The 19,524-nt window shown below is 69.1% G+C and carries 20 protein-coding genes; 15 read left to right on the top strand and 5 right to left on the bottom strand.

The genetic code is table 11. The features are described from left to right. Nucleotides 1-24: 24 nt before the first annotated feature. On the bottom strand, nt 25-1,167 hold the full coding sequence (locus ACFWF2_RS05605; protein WP_378856506.1) for a cystathionine gamma-synthase: 1,143 nt from the start codon (nt 1,165-1,167) through the stop codon (nt 25-27). Nucleotides 1,168-1,266: 99 nt separating this feature from the next. On the opposite strand from ACFWF2_RS05605, the gene ACFWF2_RS05600 reads away from it, so the two are divergent. Both ACFWF2_RS05600 and ACFWF2_RS05595 read left to right on the top strand, forming a co-directional pair. After that, nucleotides 1,267-2,448, top strand: a complete 1,182-nt coding sequence (locus ACFWF2_RS05600; RefSeq protein ID WP_379304920.1) for an acyl-CoA dehydrogenase family protein — start codon at nt 1,267-1,269, stop codon at nt 2,446-2,448. A 113-nt stretch (nt 2,449-2,561) separates the two neighbouring features. Next, nucleotides 2,562-2,870: a hypothetical protein gene (locus tag ACFWF2_RS05595; protein ID WP_379304918.1), complete on the top strand. Its 309-nt coding sequence runs from the start codon at nt 2,562-2,564 to the stop codon at nt 2,868-2,870. Between the two features lie 7 nt (nt 2,871-2,877). Here the strand turns inward: ACFWF2_RS05595 and ACFWF2_RS05590 are convergent, their stop codons facing one another. Continuing rightward, nucleotides 2,878-4,164, bottom strand: coding sequence for an NtaA/DmoA family FMN-dependent monooxygenase (locus ACFWF2_RS05590; protein ID WP_379304972.1), 1,287 nt, complete (start codon nt 4,162-4,164; stop codon nt 2,878-2,880). 173 nt (nt 4,165-4,337) lie between these two features. Here ACFWF2_RS05590 and ACFWF2_RS05585 point away from each other — a divergent pair, with 173 nt between their 5' ends. The 3 genes from ACFWF2_RS05585 to erm all read left to right on the top strand — a co-directional run bounded on the left by ACFWF2_RS05585 (nt 4,338) and on the right by erm (nt 7,272). After that, entirely contained in the window at nt 4,338-4,988 is a 651-nt protein-coding gene (locus ACFWF2_RS05585; RefSeq protein WP_379304916.1) for a TetR/AcrR family transcriptional regulator, read from the top strand. Then, nucleotides 4,985-6,169, top strand: coding sequence for an NAD(P)-binding protein (locus ACFWF2_RS05580; protein ID WP_379304914.1), 1,185 nt, complete (start codon nt 4,985-4,987; stop codon nt 6,167-6,169). Before ACFWF2_RS05585 ends, ACFWF2_RS05580 begins: the two co-directional genes overlap by 4 nt. A 362-nt stretch (nt 6,170-6,531) precedes the next feature. Beyond that, a complete protein-coding gene (gene erm, locus ACFWF2_RS05575) occupies nt 6,532-7,272 on the top strand; it encodes a 23S ribosomal RNA methyltransferase Erm (RefSeq protein ID WP_379304970.1) in 741 nt (246 codons plus the stop codon). 42 nt (nt 7,273-7,314) lie between these two features. Here erm and ACFWF2_RS05570 read toward each other — a convergent pair whose 3' ends face one another. Next, nucleotides 7,315-8,703 (bottom strand): cystathionine beta-synthase, encoded by a 1,389-nt coding sequence (locus ACFWF2_RS05570; RefSeq protein WP_379304912.1) that lies wholly within the window; start codon nt 8,701-8,703, stop codon nt 7,315-7,317. A gap of 137 nt (nt 8,704-8,840) precedes the next feature. Here ACFWF2_RS05570 and ACFWF2_RS05565 point away from each other — a divergent pair, with 137 nt between their 5' ends. Continuing rightward, nucleotides 8,841-9,710, top strand: a complete 870-nt coding sequence (locus tag ACFWF2_RS05565; protein WP_379304910.1) for an SGNH/GDSL hydrolase family protein — start codon at nt 8,841-8,843, stop codon at nt 9,708-9,710. A 60-nt stretch (nt 9,711-9,770) separates the two neighbouring features. Further along, entirely contained in the window at nt 9,771-10,991 is a 1,221-nt protein-coding gene (locus ACFWF2_RS05560; RefSeq protein ID WP_379028333.1) for an acetyl-CoA C-acetyltransferase, read from the top strand. 58 nt (nt 10,992-11,049) lie between these two features. Here the strand turns inward: ACFWF2_RS05560 and ACFWF2_RS05555 are convergent, their stop codons facing one another. Further along, on the bottom strand, nt 11,050-11,922 hold the full coding sequence (locus ACFWF2_RS05555) for a Bax inhibitor-1/YccA family protein (RefSeq protein ID WP_379304908.1): 873 nt from the start codon (nt 11,920-11,922) through the stop codon (nt 11,050-11,052). 148 nt (nt 11,923-12,070) lie between these two features. After that, nucleotides 12,071-13,219 (bottom strand): class I SAM-dependent methyltransferase, encoded by a 1,149-nt coding sequence (locus ACFWF2_RS05550; protein ID WP_379304906.1) that lies wholly within the window; start codon nt 13,217-13,219, stop codon nt 12,071-12,073. A gap of 402 nt (nt 13,220-13,621) precedes the next feature. On the opposite strand from ACFWF2_RS05550, the gene ACFWF2_RS05545 reads away from it, so the two are divergent. From ACFWF2_RS05545 to ACFWF2_RS05510, 8 genes are all read left to right on the top strand, one after another. Then, nucleotides 13,622-14,200, top strand: a complete 579-nt coding sequence (locus ACFWF2_RS05545) for a hypothetical protein (protein ID WP_379304904.1) — start codon at nt 13,622-13,624, stop codon at nt 14,198-14,200. Nucleotides 14,201-14,260: 60 nt separating this feature from the next. Next, nucleotides 14,261-14,926 carry a hypothetical protein gene (locus ACFWF2_RS05540; RefSeq protein WP_379304902.1) on the top strand — a complete coding sequence of 222 codons (666 nt, stop codon included), beginning with the start codon at nt 14,261-14,263 and terminating at the stop codon, nt 14,924-14,926. Nucleotides 14,927-15,003: 77 nt separating this feature from the next. Beyond that, on the top strand, nt 15,004-15,624 hold the full coding sequence (locus tag ACFWF2_RS05535) for a DUF305 domain-containing protein (protein WP_379304900.1): 621 nt from the start codon (nt 15,004-15,006) through the stop codon (nt 15,622-15,624). 171 nt (nt 15,625-15,795) lie between these two features. Further along, complete coding sequence (locus ACFWF2_RS05530; RefSeq protein ID WP_379304898.1) at nt 15,796-16,311, top strand: hypothetical protein; 516 nt, start codon at nt 15,796-15,798, stop codon at nt 16,309-16,311. Between the two features lie 64 nt (nt 16,312-16,375). Next, the gene (locus ACFWF2_RS05525; protein WP_379304896.1) at nt 16,376-17,707 is read left to right on the top strand and encodes a serine hydrolase domain-containing protein; all 1,332 of its coding nucleotides are present in this window, start codon (nt 16,376-16,378) and stop codon (nt 17,705-17,707) included. A 185-nt stretch (nt 17,708-17,892) separates the two neighbouring features. After that, complete coding sequence (locus ACFWF2_RS05520; RefSeq protein ID WP_379304894.1) at nt 17,893-18,267, top strand: SHOCT domain-containing protein; 375 nt, start codon at nt 17,893-17,895, stop codon at nt 18,265-18,267. A 165-nt stretch (nt 18,268-18,432) separates the two neighbouring features. After that, nucleotides 18,433-19,164: a GntR family transcriptional regulator gene (locus ACFWF2_RS05515; protein WP_379304892.1), complete on the top strand. Its 732-nt coding sequence runs from the start codon at nt 18,433-18,435 to the stop codon at nt 19,162-19,164. A 63-nt stretch (nt 19,165-19,227) separates the two neighbouring features. Further along, complete coding sequence (locus ACFWF2_RS05510) at nt 19,228-19,515, top strand: hypothetical protein (protein ID WP_379304890.1); 288 nt, start codon at nt 19,228-19,230, stop codon at nt 19,513-19,515. Nucleotides 19,516-19,524: the final 9 nt, after the last annotated feature.

Here is a 19,524-nt window from a genome sequence, read left to right as displayed (position 1 = left end):
GCTTCGTCATCTATGGGGTCCCTGTCAGCTCAGCGCCTGCTCGACATCGGCGAGGAGATCGCTGATGTCTTCGATGCCGACCGACAGCCGGACCAGGTCGGCGGGCACCTCCAGCGCCGAACCCTCGGTGCTGGCGTGGGTCATCGCGCCCGGGTGCTCGATCAGCGACTCGATCCCGCCCAGCGACTCGGCCAGGGTGAAGATCCGGGTGCGCGAGCAGAACTTCAGCGCCGCCTCCCGGCCGCCGGCAAGGCGCACCGAGATCATGCCGCCGCTGCGCCGCATCTGCTTCTGCGCGATCTCGTACCCGGGATGAGTGGGCAGGCCCGGGTAGATGACCTGCGAGATGGCCGGGTGGTTGGTGAGGAACTCTGCGATCACCTCGGCGTTGTCGCAGTGCTTCTCCATCCGCACGGCCAGCGTCTTGATGCCGCGCAGGGTGAGGAAGGCGTCGAACGGGCCGGGCACAGCGCCTGCGCCGTTCTGCAGGAACGCGAACGCGGTGTCGAGTTCCTTGCTGTTGGTGATCAGCGCGCCACCGACGACGTCGGAGTGACCGCCCAGGTACTTGGTGGTCGAGTGCACGACGATGTCGGCGCCGAGCAGCAGCGGCTGCTGCAGGTACGGGGTGGCGAAGGTGTTGTCGACGACCAGCTTGGCGTCGGCCGCGTGCGCGATGTCGGCCAGCCCGGGGATGTCACCGATGCTCAGCAGCGGGTTGGTCGGGGTCTCGACCCACACCAGCTTGGTGTTGGGGCGGATGGCCGCGCGCACCTCGTCGAGGTTCGCGATGTGGGCGGGCGAGTGCTCGATCCCCCACTGGCTGAAGACCTTGTCGATGAGCCGGAAGGTGCCGCCGTAGGCGTCGTCGGGAATGACGATGTGGTCGCCGGGGCGCAGGGTGGCGCGCAGCGCGCAGTCGGTGGCCGCCATGCCGGAGGCGAAGGCCCGCGCGAAGCTGCCCGATTCGAGGGCGGCGAGGTTGGCTTCCAGTGCCGTGCGGGTCGGGTTGCCGGTACGCGCGTATTCGTAGCCGCCACGCATGCCGCCGACGCCGTCCTGGGCGAAGGTCGAGCTCGCGTAGATGGGCACATTGACCGCACCGGTCTGAGGATCGGGTTCATATCCGGCGTGGATGGCCCTGGTCGAGAATCCCAGCTCACTCATGAGCCCAGGCTAGTAGACCGGATTCGGGTCGAAGCGCTGGGGTATTGGCCGTGCACGAAGTGCCGGATTCGCCGTGGACCGCACGGTTAGGCTGAAGCCATGGTGACTGTGGAAGAGTTGTTCGCGATCGACCCGTTGCTGTCGCAGGAGGAGCGCGAAATCCGCGACACCGTGGCCCGATTCGGCGAGCGCAGGCTGCGCCCGCATATCGCGGACTGGTTCGAGGACGGCACCTTCCCTGCCAGGGAGATCGCCCCCGAACTCGGCAAGCTCGGCCTGCTCGGCATGCACCTGGAGGGCTACGGCTGCGCCGGGTCGTCGGCCACCGCCTACGGGCTGGCGTGCCAGGAACTCGAGGCCGTCGACTCCGGCGTGCGCAGCATGGTGTCGGTGCAGGGCTCGCTGGCGATGTCGGCGATCCATTTCTTCGGCTCCGAAGAACAGAAGCAGCAGTACCTGCCCGCGATGGCGGCCGGTGAGGTGATCGGCTGCTTCGGTCTCACCGAACCCGATTTCGGCTCCAACCCCGGCGGGATGCGCACCAGGGCCAAGCGCGACGGCGACGACTGGGTGCTCAACGGGTCCAAGATGTGGATCACCAACGGCTCGGTCGCCGATATCGCCGTCGTCTGGGCCTTTGCCGAGGAACCCGGCCAGGACAAGCCGCGGGTGCGCGGCTTCCTGGTGCCCGCCGGCACCCCGGGCTTCACCACCAGGGAGATCCACCGCAAGCTCTCGCTTCGCGCATCCCTCACCGCCGCATTGGATTTCGACGACGTGCGGCTGCCCGCCGACGCCGTGCTGCCCGAGTCGGGCGGCCTGAGCTCACCGCTGGCCTGCCTCAGCGAGGCCCGCTTCGGCATCGTCTTCGGCGCGCTCGGCGCGGCCCGTGACTGCCTGGCCGCCGCGATCGACTACGCCCGCACCCGCGAGGTGTTCGACAAGCCGCTGGCCGCCTACCAGCTCACCCAGGCCAAGCTCGCCGATATGGCGCTGGAACTGGGCAAGGGTCAGTTGCTGGCGCTGCACCTGGGCCGGCTGAAGGACCGGCACGAGATCACCGGCGAGCAGATCAGCGCGGGCAAGCTGAACAGCACCCGCGAGGCCATCGCCATCGCCCGCGAGTGCCGAACCATCCTCGGCGCCAACGGAATCACCCTCGACTACCCGGTGTTGCGGCACGCGAACAACCTGGAGTCGGTGCTCACCTACGAGGGCACCGCCGAGGTGCATCAGCTGGTGCTCGGCAAGGCGCTCACCGACGCCAACGCGTTCCGGTAGTTCGAGGCGCGCCGGTCGGTTCAGCCGCCGACCGGCACACCCGCCCTGGCGTCGGCGACGGGTGCGGGCCGAATCAGGCCGCAGGCGAGGGCGATTGCCAGGGTCAGCGCACGGTGCTCCTGACCGAAGTGATCCTCACCCGCGACCCGTGGATGCACCGGATCGACCTGAGCCAGGCGACCGGGCGGCCACTGGAACTCACCGCCGACCACGACGGGCGCATCGTCGACGATGTGGTCCGCGAATGGGCACAGCGCCACGGCAAGCCGTACCGGCTGACGCTGCACGGTCCCGCGGGCGGCACGTGGACCAGCGGTGACGCGGACGCGCCCGCGATCGAGCTCGACGCGATCGAGTTCTGCCGCATCCTGTCCAGCCGGGCGGGCGGTACCGGATTGCTCAGCACCGAAGTGCCGTTCTGACCGGAATTCACCCGAGCGGCGGCAGTTCCAGATTCTCCCGGTAGGTACCGCCCAGGTAGTCGGTGTCGACCAGCCCGCGCCCGCGCAGCTCGGGCAGCAGTCCGTTGACGACGAAATCGGCGGTGCGTTCGTCGGCCAGGCCACCGAGCGAGATCACGTCGAGCACGTTCGCCCGGTAGCGCTCCTCGATGGCGTCGGCGAGTTGTTCCGGCGTGCCGGCGGCGGCCCAGTGGCCGGTGTCCTTGGCGGCGACGACGAGCTCGCGCAGGGTGGCGCCCGAGGCGGCCAGCTTGCGGAAGATCTCGACCCGGCCGCGCCTGCGGTGTACCGAATCCAGCTGTGGGAGCAGCGTTTCCGGAATCGGCTTGTCCAGCGGCAACTCGGACAGGTCGATTCCGCCGCCGAGCATGTCGGCCAGCTGGCGGCGGCCCGCGTCGAAGTCGGTGGACTCGGCCGCCTCGCGGACCAGCCTGCGGGCCTCGGCTTCGGTCGCGCCGTAGGTCGCGTGGAAGGAGCTGAAGATCAGCGGCAGCCCGTCGGCCCTGCCCCACTCCGCGGCGCTGCTCCGGATCTTCTTCGTGTAGGAGACGGCGGCTTCGGGCGTGGGCAGCGAGGTGAACACCACCTCGGCAAAGCGCGCGCCGAGTTCGATGCCGCCCGCCGACTGACCGGCCTGGAACTGCACCGGCCTGCCCTGCGGCAGGGGCGGGATGTTCAGCGGACCGCGCACCGAGAAGTGCCGTCCCGCATGGTCGATCGGCTGTACGAGCGTTTCGTCGAGCGCCACGTCACCGTTGCCGCCGGACCGCAGCGCACCCGGCCGCCAGCTGTCGAACAGCGCGTTGACCACGGTGAGCGCCTCGGTGGCGCGGTCGTACCGCTGCTCCGGACTCGGCAGCTCCCGGTCGCCGTAATTCTCCTCGCCGAGCGAGGAGGTCACCGCGTTCCAGGCCGCGCGGCCGTTGCTGACGTGGTCGAGGGTGCCGAACAGCCGGGCCAGGTTGTACGGGTGGTGGAACGTGGTGGTGACAGTGGCGATGAGCCCGACATGGGTGGTCACCGCACTCAGCGCGGCCAGCTGGATGAGGGGTTCCTGCGCGCCGATCGCACCCTGGGCGCCGAAGGCGAGCAGGTCGGCGGCGAACAGCGCGCCGATCTTGTTGTCCTCGGCGATCCTGGCGATGCGCACCGCCTCGTCCAGGGTCGAGCGGGCCGGATCGAGTGCGGCGGCGTACACATCGCGCGACCCGCTCACGCCCGTGACGGTCTTCAACTTGCGGCGTTCGGTGCCCATGCTCGCCAGTCCAGCAGTGCGATGGGCCACTCGACCATGGTTGCGCTCAACACAATTCGAGCGGAATACGCGGGTGGCGATGGGACCGTAGGACAGTCCGCCGGACCAGGGTCTTGCGCATCGCGGCGGCCTCGGTCATCGTGTAAGTAAGTGGTTACTTTCATGGAGGTGACGTGGCGTCCACATCGCGCGACCGGATCATGACCGAGGCCCTGCGCCTGTTCGGGGAACAGGGCTTCGCCAAGACCTCGGTCGCCCAGATCGAGCAGGCGGCCGGGCTGTCGGGCGGGTCGGGGGCACTGTATCGGCACTTCAAGTCCAAGGACGAACTGCTGGTGCGGGCCGTGGCGAGCAGGCTCGATGACCGAGCCGAGTGGGACCAGTTCCTGTCGCCGGAGTTCGCCCTCACTGCCGCGCTGGACTCGGTCACCGGCGGGGGATCCACCGTCGACATGATCGTCGCGCTGTGCCGGATCGGCCTCGCGCGCCTGGACCACGATCGGGACGTGACCCGGATTCTGTTGCGGGACAATTCGATCCCCGCCGAACTGCTCGAAGTGTTCCGGCAGCGGGAGTACGCGGTGGTGATGGCGGCGGTCACCCGCGGACTGAGGGAACTCGCCGGTGACCGGGTGCGCGATCAGGACTGGGACGCCACCGCCGCCGTACTCGTCGGCGCGCTCGCCCACTTCTGGATGATGGGCGACATTTTCGACGGCGGTCATCCGGCGAACATCGGCGAAGACCGCTACCTGCGAGCCACCGCAGAAATGATCGCCGCCCGGCTCGACTGGGCGGGTACCGAGGGAGAGGACCGAGGATGAACACACCCATCACCGTGGTCGGGGGCGGACTGGCAGGCCTCACTGCCGCGATCGCCGTTGCGGAAACCGGCGTGCCGGTGCGGCTGCACGAGGCGCACCAGACGCTGGGCGGGCGCGGGCGGGCGACCCCGCCACCGCACGTCGCCCACGAGGGCGCGCACGTCTTCTACGCCGACGGCCCGCATTACACCTGGCTGAAGAAGCGTGGCTTCGTGGCGGGGCTCGGCTGGCCGGGCATCACCGACGCGATGAAGGTCGGCTTCCGCGCCGACGACCGGATCCGGCACGTGCCGCCGCTCGGGATGCTGCGCGCCCAGTCCCGCAAGTGGTTGCAGGCACCGGTCGACGTCGACTTCCACAGCTGGGCGACGGACCGCTGGGACGAGCGCACCGCCACCCAGGTCGCCAACGCGATCAGCGTGGTCACCTACGACGCCAACACCGGCAGGCTCTCGGCCGCCTTCGTCTGGGACCTCTTCCAGCGCGCGCTCGGCGCGAATATCCCCGGCGTCCGGTGGATACGTGGCGGCTGGCAACAGGTGATCGACCGGATGATCACGCGGGCAACAGAACTCGGGGTCGTCGTCGAGACCGGATCGCGGGTGGACGCGCTACCGACCGACGGGCCGGTCATCGTCGCCACCGAACTCGACTCCGCGCGCCGCCTCCTCGGCGACGAAACACTGCACGGCACCGGCGGTTTCACCGCGCTGCTCGACCTCGGCGTGACGAAGGACCGCCGCGACCGATTCGTCTGCTTCGATCTGGACGAGGGCGGCTTCCACGAGTGCTACTCGGCGCAGGACGACACGATCGCACCGAAGGGTGAATCCCTGTACCAGCTCCAGATGCCGGTGCGCGACAACGAATCCCGCGACGAAGCCCACCGGCGCCTCGAGCGTTTCGCCGATGCCACCGTCCCGGACCGGCGCTCCCGCACCACCTTCCACCGGACCTCGACCGCGAAGGGCCGCACCGGCGCGCTGGACCTGCCGGGCACCACCTGGCGGGACCGGCACGCCATCGATCGCGGGAACGGGGTGTATCTGGCCGGGGACATGGTCGCGGCGCCGGGGATGCGCGGCGAGATCTCCATCAACAGCGCCCTCACCGCCGCCGCGTCGGCGGTCGCCGTGGCACGAAGGGGGTCCGGCGTCCGGCCGAGCATCGAACCCGCCTGAACGACCCCCGCCCGATCCGATCGACGCCGATTCCGCGCGGCGCCGATCGGATCGGCCCGTGCGTCGACAGCCGCCGAGCCGCGCAGGCGCCGAAATTCGGTTGCGCCGCCGATCTCCCGATTCCTAAGGTGAACCGCATGTCGTGCCACATGTTCATTCGCATCCGCCACGCCCGGGCTCTGGCCCGCTAGCGGACGCGGATACTGCATCGGCGTCCACCGGCGCGCCCAGGGCCCATCGAGATTCAGACGACTCGATGACCCGAAGGGGCAACTGCCGTGGCGCAGGATTTTGCACACCGAAACTACTCACACACTCAGCGCAAGGTCACCGGTCGCAGCGGCGGCCGGACAACGCGTGACCTGGCGAGAAGGACACTCTCACAGAACTTCCTGGTGGACCGGTCTGCCGTCGACCTGATGATGACGGTCGCCGATCCGGCGGGTTCCGTGCTCGAGCCGGGCGCGGGCGAGGGCGTGCTGACGCAGGCGCTGGCCGGGCATGGCGCGCAGGTCACCGCCTACGAGATCGATCCGCTACTGGCGGCCAAGCTCTCGGCGCAGACCCGCGCCCAGCGCGGAATCCGCGTGGTGCGTGGCGATTTCACCAAGGCCAAGGCGCCGCGCACCCCGTTCGCCGTGGTCGGCAACATTCCGTTCTCCGTCACCGCCGAGATCGTCGATTGGTGCCTGGCCGCACCGGCACTCACCTCGGCGACCCTGCTCACGCAGCGGGAATACGCCCGCAAACGCACCGGCGACTACGGCCGGTGGAGTCTGCTGACCGCGACGAGCTGGCCGTGGTTCGGCTGGAGCCTGCGCGGACAGGTGCACCGGACCAGCTTCCGGCCGGTCCCCGCCGTCGACTCCGCGATCCTGCGGATCGACCGGCGTCCGGAACCGCTTGTCACACACCGGGATTCCTACACCGAACTGGTGCGCGCCGGATTCTCGGGGATCGGCGGCACGGTGCGCGCGTCGCTGCACACCCGCTACCAGGGAGTGGACGCGGCCATGGCCGAAGCGGGCATCGCCCGCGACACCGTGGTCGCCTACGTCCACCCGGAGCAGTGGGTGGCGCTGCATTCGGCACTCACCCTATAGCCGGATTCGATGCCGCCCCGACAGCACGGGGCGGCATCGGGCTCAGTTGCTCTTGGTGCCGGTGCTGAGGAAGCCGAGCAGGTCGTGGCGGGTGATGACACCGACCGGCTTGCCGTCTTCGACGACCATCAGGGCGTCGGTGTCCGACAGCGCCTTGGTGGCGGTCGAGAGCGGCTCGCCGGAACCGATCAGCGGGAACGACGGGCTCATGTGCTGGGCCACCGAATCGGTGAGCTGGGCGCGGCCCTCGAAGACGGCCGAGAGCAGGTCGCGCTCGGTGACGCTGCCCGCGACCTCGCCCGCCATCACCGGCGGCTCGGCGCCGACGACCGGCATCTGCGAGACGCCGTACTCGCGCAGGATCTCGATGGCATCGCGCAGGGTCTCCGACGGGTGGGTGTGCACCAGGTCGGGCAGCTCGCCGGACTTGCCGCGCAGCACGTCACCGACGAGCGGTTCGGGACCGGCCTCCAGCGGGGTGGCGAGGAAGCCGTAGGAGCTCATCCACTTGTCGTTGAAGATCTTCGACAGGTAGCCGCGACCACCGTCGGGCAGCAGCACCACGACGACGGCGTCGGGATCGCGCCGGGCCACCTCGATCGCGGCGACCACGGCCATGCCGCAGGAGCCACCGACCAGCAGGCCCTCCTCGCGGGCCAGGCGACGGGTCATCTCGAAGGAGTCGGCGTCGGAGACGGCGATGATCTCGTCGGGGACGCTCGGGTCGTAGGCCGAGGGCCAGAAGTCCTCGCCGACACCCTCGACCAGGTACGGGCGGCCGGTGCCGCCGGAGTACACCGAACCCTCCGGATCGGCGCCGATGATCTTCACCTTCCCGCCCGAGACCTCCTTGAGGTAGCGGCCGGTGCCGGTGATGGTGCCGCCGGTGCCGACGCCCGCGACGAAGTGGGTGATCTTGCCTTCGGTGTCGGCCCAGATCTCGGGACCGGTGGTCTCGTAGTGGCTGTCCGGGCCGCCCGGGTTGGCGTACTGGTTGGGCTTCCAGGCGCCCTCGATCTCGCGGACCAGGCGATCGGAGACGTTGTAGTAGCTGTCCGGGTGCTCCGGCGGCACGGCGGTCGGGCAGACCACGACCTCGGCGCCGTAGGCACGCAGCACGTTGCGCTTGTCCTCGCTGACCTTGTCCGGGCAGACGAACACGCACTTGTAGCCGCGCTGCTGGGCGACCAGCGCGAGACCGACACCGGTGTTACCCGAGGTGGGCTCGACGATGGTGCCGCCCGGCTTCAGCAGCCCGTCCTCCTCGGCGGCATCGATCATCTTGACCGCGATCCGGTCCTTGGAGCTGCCGCCCGGGTTGAGGTATTCGATCTTGGCGGCGACCAGGCCCGCGTTCGGGCCGACCACCGAGTTCAGCCGAACCAGGGGGGTGTTGCCGATGAGGTCGACGACATGATCCGCAATACGCATGCCTCCATCGTTGCAGAACCGTAGCTCGGCGTCGCGACCTGGTCGGATCCTGTGAGCAGCGGCACCACCGGCGCGGCCGCGCCGACGCCGGTTCGGCAGCTGCACCCGCGCCGATTCGCGTCGTAGAATTTTCGGATGTGAGCGCACCTCGAATCAGCTGGCGTACCGCTGTCGTCACGGGGGCGACCACCGTGCTCGCCGGGTCGGGCGCAGGCACCGTCTCCTGGGCTACCTATCGGTTGCTGATGACGCAGGCCGGGGCGGCGCGCGCGGTCATCGGGCGCGACACCTCCAAGCCGCCGGAGGCCGACGGGGTCTACGCGCCGGGTGCGCAACTGCCCGAACCGTGGCGCAAGGGCGTGCCGAGCGACCTGCATCTGATGGTCTTCGGTGACTCCACCGCCGCCGGGCTCGGCTGCCTCGGCGCCGCCGACGTACCGGGGGTGCGGCTGGCGCGCGGGCTGGCCGAGGCCACCGGGCTGCGGATCAGGCTGAGCACCAAGGCGATCTCCGGCGCCACCTCCAAGGGTCTGGCCGGACAGGTGGACGCGATGTTCGTGGCCGGGCCGCCGCCGGACGCCGCGGTCATCCTGGTCGGCGCCAACGACATCACCAAGAAGCACTCCATCCGGGCCTCGGCGCGCAGGCTGGCCGCCGCGGTGTCACGGCTGCGCGAGGCCGACGCGCTGGTCGTCGTCGGCACCTGTCCGAACCTGGGCACCGTCACCGCGATCCAGCAGCCGCTGCGCACAGTGGTGGCCAACTGGAGCGTGCGCCTGGCCAAGGCGCAGACGGTGGCGACCACGGTGGCAGGTGGAACGCCGGTGGCGATGGGTTCACCGCTGGTCGCCTCCGAGTTCCGCGCCGCCCCGGAAATCCTGTTCGCCACCGACGGATTTCACCCCTCCGCGGCGGGGTACGAATTGGCCGCAGCTCAGCTGCTTCCCGTCCTGATCGAGGCGGTGCGCGCGCGCCCTGCTCTTCCCGTCGCGCACGGCGAGAGTTAGATTCACGAAAGACCGGCAAGGTAAACAGCCGTTCACGCCAGCATCCGAAAAGGAGTCCTCATGCCCGAGGCCGTTATCGTCTCCACCGCCCGCTCCCCCATCGGCCGTGCCGTCAAGGGGTCCCTGGCGGGTATGCGTCCGGACGACCTGACCGCGCAGATGGTCCAGGCCGCGCTGGCCAAGGTGCCCTCGCTCGACCCGACGCAGATCGACGACATCATCCTGGGCACCGGCTCCCCCGCCGGTGAGGGTGGCTTCGGTATGGGCCGCATCGTCGCCATCAAGCTCGGCCTCGATGTCGTCCCCGGCACCACCGTGCAGCGCTACTGTGCGTCCTCGCTGCAGACCACCCGGATGGCCTTCCACGCGATCAAGGCGGGCGAGGGTGACGTGTTCATCTCCGCCGGTGTGGAGACCGTCTCGCGCTACGCCCGCGGCTCGGCCGACAGCTCGCCCGACACCAAGAACCCCGAGTTCGCCGAGGCCGAGGCGCGCACCGCCAAGACCGCCGAGGGTGGCGCAGGCGCGTGGCACGACCCGCGCCAGGACGGCCTGCTCCCCGACGCCTACATCGCGATGGGCCAGACCGCCGAGAACGTGGCCTCGCTGACCGGCATCACCCGCGAGGACCAGGACCGCTGGGGCGTGCGCTCGCAGAACCGCGCCGAAGAGGCCATCAAGGCCGGCTTCTTCGAGCGGGAGATCACCCCGGTGACCCTGCCCGACGGCACCGTGATCAGCAAGGACGACGGCCCGCGCGCCGGCGTCACCTACGAGGCGGTCAGCGGGCTCAAGCCGGTCTTCCGTCCCGACGGCACCGTCACCGCCGGTAACTGCTGCGCGCTCAACGACGGCGCCGCCGCGCTGGTCATCATGAGCGACACCAAGGCCAAGGAGCTTGGCCTGACCCCGCTGGCTCGCATCGTCTCCACCGGCGTCTCCGGCCTGTCCCCCGAGATCATGGGCCTCGGCCCGGTCGAGGCGGTCAAGCGGGCGCTGGCGCTGGCGGGCAAGTCGGTCTCCGACATCGACCTGTTCGAGATCAACGAGGCCTTCGCCGTGCAGGTGCTCGGCTCGGCCCGTGAGCTGAAGATCGACGAGGACAAGCTCAATGTCTCCGGTGGCGCGATCGCGCTCGGCCACCCGTTCGGCATGACCGGTGCCCGCATCACCACCACCCTGCTGAACAACCTGCAGACCTACGACAAGCAGTTCGGCGTCGAGACCATGTGCGTCGGCGGCGGCCAGGGCATGGCTCTGGTCATCGAGCGCCTGAGCTGAGATAGAACGAAAAGAGCGGCCCACCGAATTCGGTGGGCCGCTCTTTTATGTCTTGTGATCAGTCGCGCTGGAAGTAGCTCAGCAGGCGCAGGATCTCGACGTAGAGCCAGACCAGGGTGACGGTCAGGCCGAGGGCGACACCCCAGGCGGCCTTCGCGGGGGCCTGGGCGCGGATCAGCTGATCGGCGGCGTCGAAGTCCAGCAGGAAGCTGAACGCGGCGATGGCGATGCAGACCAGGCTGAACACGATCGCCAGCGCGCCACCGTCACGCAGGCCGAAGCCGCCGTCGGTGAAGAAGCTCGCGATCAGGTTGCCGACCATCAGGACCAGCACACCGACCATGGCGCCGAGCAGCATGCGGGTGAAACGCGGGGTGACCCGGATCGCGCCCGTCTTGTAGACGACGAGCATGCCGAAGAACACGCCGAACGTGCCGAGCACCGCCTGGCCGATCAGGGCGCTACCGCCGACACCGCCGAAGGTGACGTCGGTGAACATCAGCGACAGCGCGCCGAGGAACAGACCCTCGAACGCCGCGTAGGACAGCACGATGGCCGGGTTGTCCATCTTGTTGCCGAAGCTCGCCACCAGGACCAGCACCAGGCCGATCACGGCGCCGCCGCCGACGAGCAGCGGAGCCAGCGAGGGGTTCGCCGAGGACAGCGCGAAGGAGATGATCGCCGTGACGGTCAGCACCGCGAGGGTGATGCCGGTCTTGGTGACCACGTCGTCGATGGTCATCGCGCGGGTGGCGGGGGCCTGCTGGAACTGCTGGCCGTACTGCTGCCCGTACTCGCCGTACTGCTGCTGTCCGTACGGCTGGTTGCCCAGCTGGCCCGCGCCGGCGACGCCCGAACCGAAGTTCGCGTAACCGCCGACACCCTCCTGGCGAGGTAAGTTCTTGAACACCGGATTCGATGAGGTACGCACCGTGCGCCTTTCTTGGAGTGATTAGTCGCTGTACAGCTCCAACTGCCCTGTTCAACGCGCCACGATCGGACAAAGTTCCCGGCGGCGCGACCGTCGACCGCACCCCCGTCCGTTCGGACAAATCGGACTCTACCGCGTCCGACCGGCTCTATCGTTGTACGTCGCGCAGGCCACGAACAGACCGCGTCACCGTGAACTTCTGGTTCCGCCCGATCACATCGGTGCGCCCGACCATCCGTTCGACCACTCCCCGATAGTTCAAGTGCGAGTTGTAGACCGTCCACAGCTCGCCGCCCGGCCGCAGCACCCGGCCGGTCTCGGCGAACATCTTGATCGCCGAGCCGGTGTGCACAGCCGCGCCGACGTGGAACGGCGGATTGCACAGCACCAGGTCGGCGCTGTTGTCGGCGGCCGAGGACATGGCGTCGTCACGCACCACCGTCACCCGGTCGGCCACGCCGTTGGCGGCCGCGGTGGCTCTCGCCGAGGCGACCGCGGCGGCGGACTGGTCGGTCCCGACGACCCGGATGTGCGGACGCGACTTGGCCAGCGCCACCGCGAGGATGCCGGTGCCGCAGCCGAGGTCGATGGCCTCGCGGGCGTCGGGCTTCATCCGGTCCAGGTGCTCGAGCAGGAAGCGGGTGCCGATGTCGAGGCGCGGCCCGGAGAACGCGGCGCCGTAGGCGAGGACGGCGCCGTCGATCTCGGCGATGTGCTCGGCCACCGGGAACCGGGACGCACCGACCGGCAGCGGCTCGCTCACGACCAGCACCCGTGACTTCTGCCTGCCCCGGCCCGCGCGCACCTGCCCGAACGATTCGGCGAGCACCTCGTTCATGGCCGGGGTCAGGTACTTGTCGCGGCCGCCCGCGTAGACGACGACATCCTCCGTGGCGTAGCGGGCGATGACTTCGGCGATCTCGGCCAGGCCGGACAGCATCCGCGGCAGGCGCATCAGGACGACCCGCGCGCCGGTCAGCAACCCGGCGTCGAGGCCGTGCGCGGTGTAGCGGTCGGTCAGCCCGAGATTCTTGGCATTGGCAGCCAGCGCGAGTTCCCCGGTGAGCAGGTCCTGATGCACGCGCAGGCCGGTCAGATCGTGCCGGGTCGCCGCGCCGACGGTGAGCGCGCCGTAGGTGTCGCCGATCACCGCAACCTCGCCGCTACCCGCCGCCGCCAGGGCGTCCGCGGCGGTGTCGAGGAGTAACCGGTCGGCGGCGTCGACGGCATAGAGGTTCGGCGCCTCCACATCCGGATACCGGCGCAGCCGGGTGAATACGTCCTCGACTCTGTCCACGCGACAAGTGTGCTAGATCGTTGCCCCACCGTCACATCCGGCCCTGATATCCGCCGGTGGTCTTGCTCACAGTGCGGTGTCGTGGCACGTACTCCGGTGGGCACGAACAGCTTCCATCGATTTGCGACACCCTTGCAGATCGGCTCGAGCTGGGTGATCTCACGAATCCCGTTGTTCCCCACTGTTTCGGCCGCTGCTTGTGGACCAGACCGACCGCGTCTGATCCGCGTCGAACGCCTTGCGCTCCGCGTCGAGCTCGCCGCCGCCGCCGATCACCGGCAGCCCTCGCGTAAACCGGGCCGATCGGTCCGCTCTCCCGTTCCCCAGCAAACTTGCCGTAGCCCGAACACACCCCGCGTTTCTTCGCCCACCGCCCCACCTGCGCTGAGTACCATCGGCCTCATGCGTATCGCTCTCGTGTTCGGCATGGTCGCCATCGCGGCGCTGACGGTGTCCGGCTGCGGCACCGACACCGCGCCGGTCGCCACCTCCGCGCCGACGAGCACCACCAGCACCTTCACCGACGCCACCGGCGAGGTGCCGACCGACAACGAACCCAAATCCGGCGAGGCCTCCACCGGCGCCGCGCTGACCGTCACCGATATCCGGGTCGGCCGCCAGGAGGGCTTCGACCGGGTGGTCTTCGCCCTCGGTGGCACCGGCACACCGGGCTGGCGGGTCGCGTACACCGACCGCGCGGTGCAGGACGGCAGCGGCAAGACCGTCGACGTGGCGGGCAGTTCGATCCTGGAGGTACGCATCCTCGGATCCGTCTACCCGTTCGACTCGACCGTCCCGGCGTATTCGGGGCCCGACCCGGTGACCGATCCCGGCGTCCCCGGGATCACCGGCGTCTACAAGACCCTGGTCTACGAAGGCGTAACCCAGTCCTTCGTCGGCGTCGACGCGGATCGACCGCCGTTCGCCGTCACCGCGCTGACGAACCCGCCGCGGCTGGTCGTCGACATCGCCACCCAGTAATTACCCCTACCATGTCGGGGTATTTCCGACGTCCCGATCGCGCTGGTTAGACTAGGTTCCGTGATCGAGCAGCATCGGCTCCAGCGCGCACCCGGCATCGCCAGGGTGCTCGCCATGCTGATGCTGCTGGCCGGGATCGTCGCCATGCACTCCGCGGTCTTCGGCACCGCGCACGCCACCACCGCCGAGCCGTCACATACGGACGCCACACCGGCATCGCACGCAGGGACCGCAGCGGGACAACAGACCCGCAGCGCCTGGCCCGTCCACGCCGGGCCCGTCGAGGCGACACCAGCAAGCACCTCCCGGTCCGCGCACGACGGGACCGCCGAGGCGACGCACACCGGCACCGCGGAAATTTCGCGCACCGGCACCACCGAGGCGACGCCAGCGAGCTCGATGCTCCTGGGAGTCGGCGATTTCCAGCCGATCGAGCGCACCCACGCGGCCGCCGACATCGCACAGGGCACGGCCCCCGCCGACGACGGGCACCCGACCGGCTCCGGCTGCGGGGCCGCCGGCTGCGGCGAACACGCCGCCGTCCACTCCTGCGTCTTCGTGCTCGCCGCACTCGCCGTCGCCCTGACACTCGTGCTGCTCTACCGGCTCGCCGGCGACACCGCGGCGACCGGCCACGCCGCCACCCGGCCGTGGCGTGGCAGGCGCGAACGCCCACCGCTATGGACCGTTCTCTCCCTCTCCCAACTGGCGATTCTGCGGATCTGACAGGTCAACCGCCACCGGTGTGCCCGGCGGCGGTCCAACCCCTCTCACCGTCACCAGAATCCCCAGGAGGATCACCCATGTTCATCACCCGTACCCGCGCCACCGTCCTCGCCGTCTCCGCCGCGAGCGTTCTGCTGCTCGCCGCCTGCGGCGACGACACCGAGTCCGCGACGCACGACACCCACTCGTCGACCAGCTCGACCAGCGCGACCAGCGCGACGGCCGCGGCCCGCACCGACTTCAACGACGCCGACGTCACCTTCCTGCAGATGATGTACCCGCACCACGCGCAGGCCGTCGAGATGGCGAAGATGGTGCCGAGCCACACCCAGAACCAGCAGCTGATCGCGCTGGCGGCGGAGGTCGAGAAGGCGCAGGCGCCGGAGATGCAGCAGATCACCGATCTGCTGGCGTCCTTCGGTAAGCCCGCACCGAGTGCGAGTGCGGGCCACGGCGGTCACGCCATGCCCGGCATGATGACCGACGCCCAGATGACCGCATTGCAGTCCGCCGCGGGCGCCGAGTTCGACAAGCAGTGGCTGGAGATGATGATCGACCACCACGAGGGCGCGGTCGACATGGCGCGTACCGAGCTCGCCGGCGGCGTCAACCCGGAATCCAGGCAGCTCGCGACGGCCATCGTGGCCACTCAGGAGACTGAGATCACCACGATGCGCGGCATGCTCGGCCAGGGCTGATCAGGGGCGGTGCCGGGGCCTGCGGTCCCGGCACCGCGACCGGCCCGACGTCTCGGTTGGTCATCGAAATCCCCACCGCGAGCTGACGTCACCCGCTCACAGCCAGTACGGTCGATATGTTCGGCTCCGGCGCGATCCGGGGCCGGCGGTCCCGAGGGAGGAGAGGGAGACATGAGACAACGGGAACGACTGGGGGTCACAACGGCACTCGTGGCCGTCACGACCGGAATGGTCCTGGTGGCCTGCACCAAGCAGGTGCCGGGCGACGCCCAGGCCAACCAGACCGACCTCGCCTCCTACACCTCCGAGGTGGCCGCCTCCTCCGTGGCACGGGTGAAAAAGGCCAACGACACGGCTTGCGACGGACTGCGCGCGGCCAACAAGAGCTCGGTGACCGCGTTCAACGCCTACATCGACGCCAGCAACACCAGGGCGCCCGACACCGACACCAAGGCCAACGACGCGGTCGCCACCCTGCGCAACAACGCCAAGGACCTCGGCCGCAAGATCACCAACGATGTGATCCCGACGCTGGCCGAACCGCTGCGCTCCTACCGCGACAACACCAATACCCTCGCCGACACCCTCGAACGCCGCGCGCCCACCGACGAACTCAACGGTGTGATCGACACGTTCAACGCGGCGAAGGACACCGCGATCGAGGTCTGCAAGCCCTACGGAAGCTGAGCCGACGTAACGAGAACGTGATCGTTCACGATTCCCTCCCGGTATCTCTTTTCTGGAGGGTTGAGTGCACGGCTATCTGAAATATGTTGTGGCAGCGGCGGTCACCGCGCTGGCGCTCACCTCGGGAGCGCTGCTGCCCGCCACCGCGCAGGCCGACGCGGTCACCGCCAAGCAGTGCGAGGTCAGCTCAGGCCGCACACCGCAGACCGCGACGCCCGCCGAGGCAGCCCTCGATCCGGAGCGCGTCGCCGCCGCCATGAACCTGGCGATCGACACCACCCGATTCAACATCCAGCTCTACCGCAACAACTGCCTGGTGGCCGGTGGCCCGCGCAATGCCGAATCCGGTGGGGTGCCCTGGAATCTGTGGAGCGGAACCAAGAGCGTCGTCGCGCTGGTCGCTGGCCTGGCGGTGGATGAGGGTCGCCTGCTCATCGACGAGCCGATCGACCGCTATCTGCCCGCGGGTCTCGGCGACGAGGCGCACCGGGCGATCACCGTGCGCAACCTGCTCACCGAGTCCTCCGGGATGGAGGTCGCCGTCGCCGCCGAGGGCGCGACGGGGCTGGCCGCGCTCGACCCGAATGTCGTCGCCCAGGCGCTGGCGATGCCGATCGAGCGCCCGCAGGGCACCATGTTCCGCTACAGCCAGCGCGCGGTCGACCTGCTCGTCTATGTCATCCAGCAGGCCGTCGGCGAGGACTTCCAGACCTTCGCGCAGCGAAAGCTGTTCGACCCGTTGGGCATCGCGCGCGGCGACTACTTCTGGGCCCGCGACCGCGCCGGAAACACCTACGGCCACGCGCATCTCATCCTGCCGCCGGACGACTTCGCGAAACTCGGTCTGCTGGTGGGCAATCGGGGACGCTGGAACGATCTGCAGGTGATCTCCGACGACTACATGCGCGCCGCGCTGTCCCCCTCGGCGAGCATGCCCTGCTACGGCTTCCTGTTCGTGATCAACGGCGCACCGTGCCGCCTCGAGTTCCCCGGCCTGCCCTACGACGCGGTGAAGATGTCGGGCATGCTGCGCAACGACAGCTACATCGTCCCGAGCCTGGGTTTGATGCTCAACTGGACCGGTGTCGCGACGCCGGGCGCCTCCTCGACCTACACCCACAATGTGATGCGCACGCTGGTCTCGGCCTTCGTCGACAAGCAGCTGCCTGATCCGGGCCCGTACCAGGAGCGCCCTGACGTGAGCGTCACCGATCCGATGATCGCCCGCCCCGACGCGTTCTTCGGCACCCTCGGCATCGGCCCGTACGCCTACCCGGGCTGCAGTTTCGTCGACTGCCTCGGCGAGACGCCGAAGCCGCCGTTCTCCGACTGGCCGCCCGGCTGCGTCGTGCTCGGCTGCGTCGGCAGCAACCCCGCCACGCCCGGAATCCGCTGACCTCGCCGCGCAGGTGGTGATCGCCGACCACCTGCGACGAGGCACCGCGCGCGCGTACGCTGACGGGGACCAACTCTGCACAGGGTCAGTACAATGCTCCACGACCGGCAATCTTCCAGCAAAAAGCGTGCTTCAATCGATCGCCCGCAACCGACGATCGATCCCTCTTCTACCCGAGGTGTGCCATGTCATTCTGGGAAGTTATCTGGCTCATCGTTGTGAGCTTCGCCTTTGTCGCCTACCTGCTGATGTTGTTCATGATCATCGGGGACCTGTTCCGGGATCACAACACATCGGGCTGGATGAAGGCGATCTGGATCATCTGCTTAGTCTTCCTCCCGTTCCTGACCGCGCTGGCGTACCTGATCGTCCGTGGCCAGGGCATGGCCGAGCGCTCGAGCAAGGAGGCCGCGCAGATCAAGCAGGCCCAGGACTCCTACATCAGGGAGACCGCGGGTACCAGTCCCGCGGCGCAGATCGCCGACGCCAAGAAGCTGCTCGACGAAGGCTCGATCACCCAGGCCGAATTCGAACGGCTGAAGGCCAGAGCGCTTTCCTGAACCGGGTTCCACCGAAAGCCTTGTGCGCCGTCCCCCGGCGCGCGAGGCTTTCGTCGCTTCCGGCGGGAATTGACACTGGGCCGATGGGTCGCGGTCGCGTATTCTCGAACCACCGGACAGGACCAGTAGGGACCGGTGCACCGCTCGCGAGAAGGAGCCGCCCTCATGCCCGCACCGCTGCGCGACAGCGCAGTGCCCAAACACGAACAGCTGCGCGCGATCCTGTTGCAGAAATGCACGCGCGAGCTGCAGCCGGGCGACCTGATGACCAGCGAACGCAATCTCATGCAGGATTACGGCGTCAGCCGGATCACCGTACGCGAGGCGATCGGCCAGCTGGTCAACGAGGGCTACCTGGTGCGGGTGCGCGGCAAGGGCACCTTCGTCGCGCACCGGCCGGTGCAGTCGCGATTGCACCTCGCCTCGTTCACCGAGGAGATGCGCGCGCTCGGGCATCAGCCGACCACCCTGGTACTGGTCGCCGAGGAAGCGGTGCCGCCGGAGGCCACCGCCCGCGCACTGCGGCTGCCCCAGGTCGCGCGCGCCTATCACGTGCGCAGGCTGCGGCTGGCCGACGAGGAGCCGGTCAGCGTCGACGACGCCTGGTTCAATCCCGAACTGCTGCCCGGCCTGATCTCGCACGATCTCACCGGCTCGATCTACCGGACCACCGCCGACCGCTACGGCCGCCCCATCGAGCGGGCCGTGCAGACCGTCGACGCCCAGGCCGTGGAGTCCGGTGTCGCGATGCTGCTCGGGGTCAAGAAGGGCGCTCCCGTCCTGCATTTCGACCGGGTGTCGTTCAGTGCCGAGGTGCCGATCGAGCACACCCAGAGCTGGTACCGCGCCGACCGCTATCGCGTGCAGATGGAAGTCGGCCGGCCATCGCAGGTATGAAACTGCGTTATTTCAGATACTGTATGAGCGCTATCACAGCGAAGTGCTCGGAGGTATCACCCCATGTCCATCCGTAAGTCCACCACCCGGGCAGGCCTGCTGGCCGTGCTCGCCGCGGGAGCCGTGCTCGGCACCGGCGGCACCGCCAACGCCGTCGGCGGCATCGATTGGGACCTGCTCCCCTCCGGTTCGGTCGAGATCGGCCCGCCCACCGGCAGCTCGCTTGGCTCGGTCGACGCCGACTTCGGCAGCGGCACCGGCTCCTTCGATGCCGACCTCGGCTCCAGCGGCCCGCGCCCGCCGTCGACCGGCTCGGCCGTCCTGCCCGGAATCCCCGGCTCCGCAGGCTGATTCGCGTTC

It is taken from the genome of Nocardia sp. NPDC060259, assembly GCF_042728775.1.
In the GTDB taxonomy this organism is placed as follows: domain Bacteria; phylum Actinomycetota; class Actinomycetes; order Mycobacteriales; family Mycobacteriaceae; genus Nocardia.
Note: the sequence above shows the minus strand (reverse complement) of the source record. Positions and strands in the feature narration are given on the sequence as shown.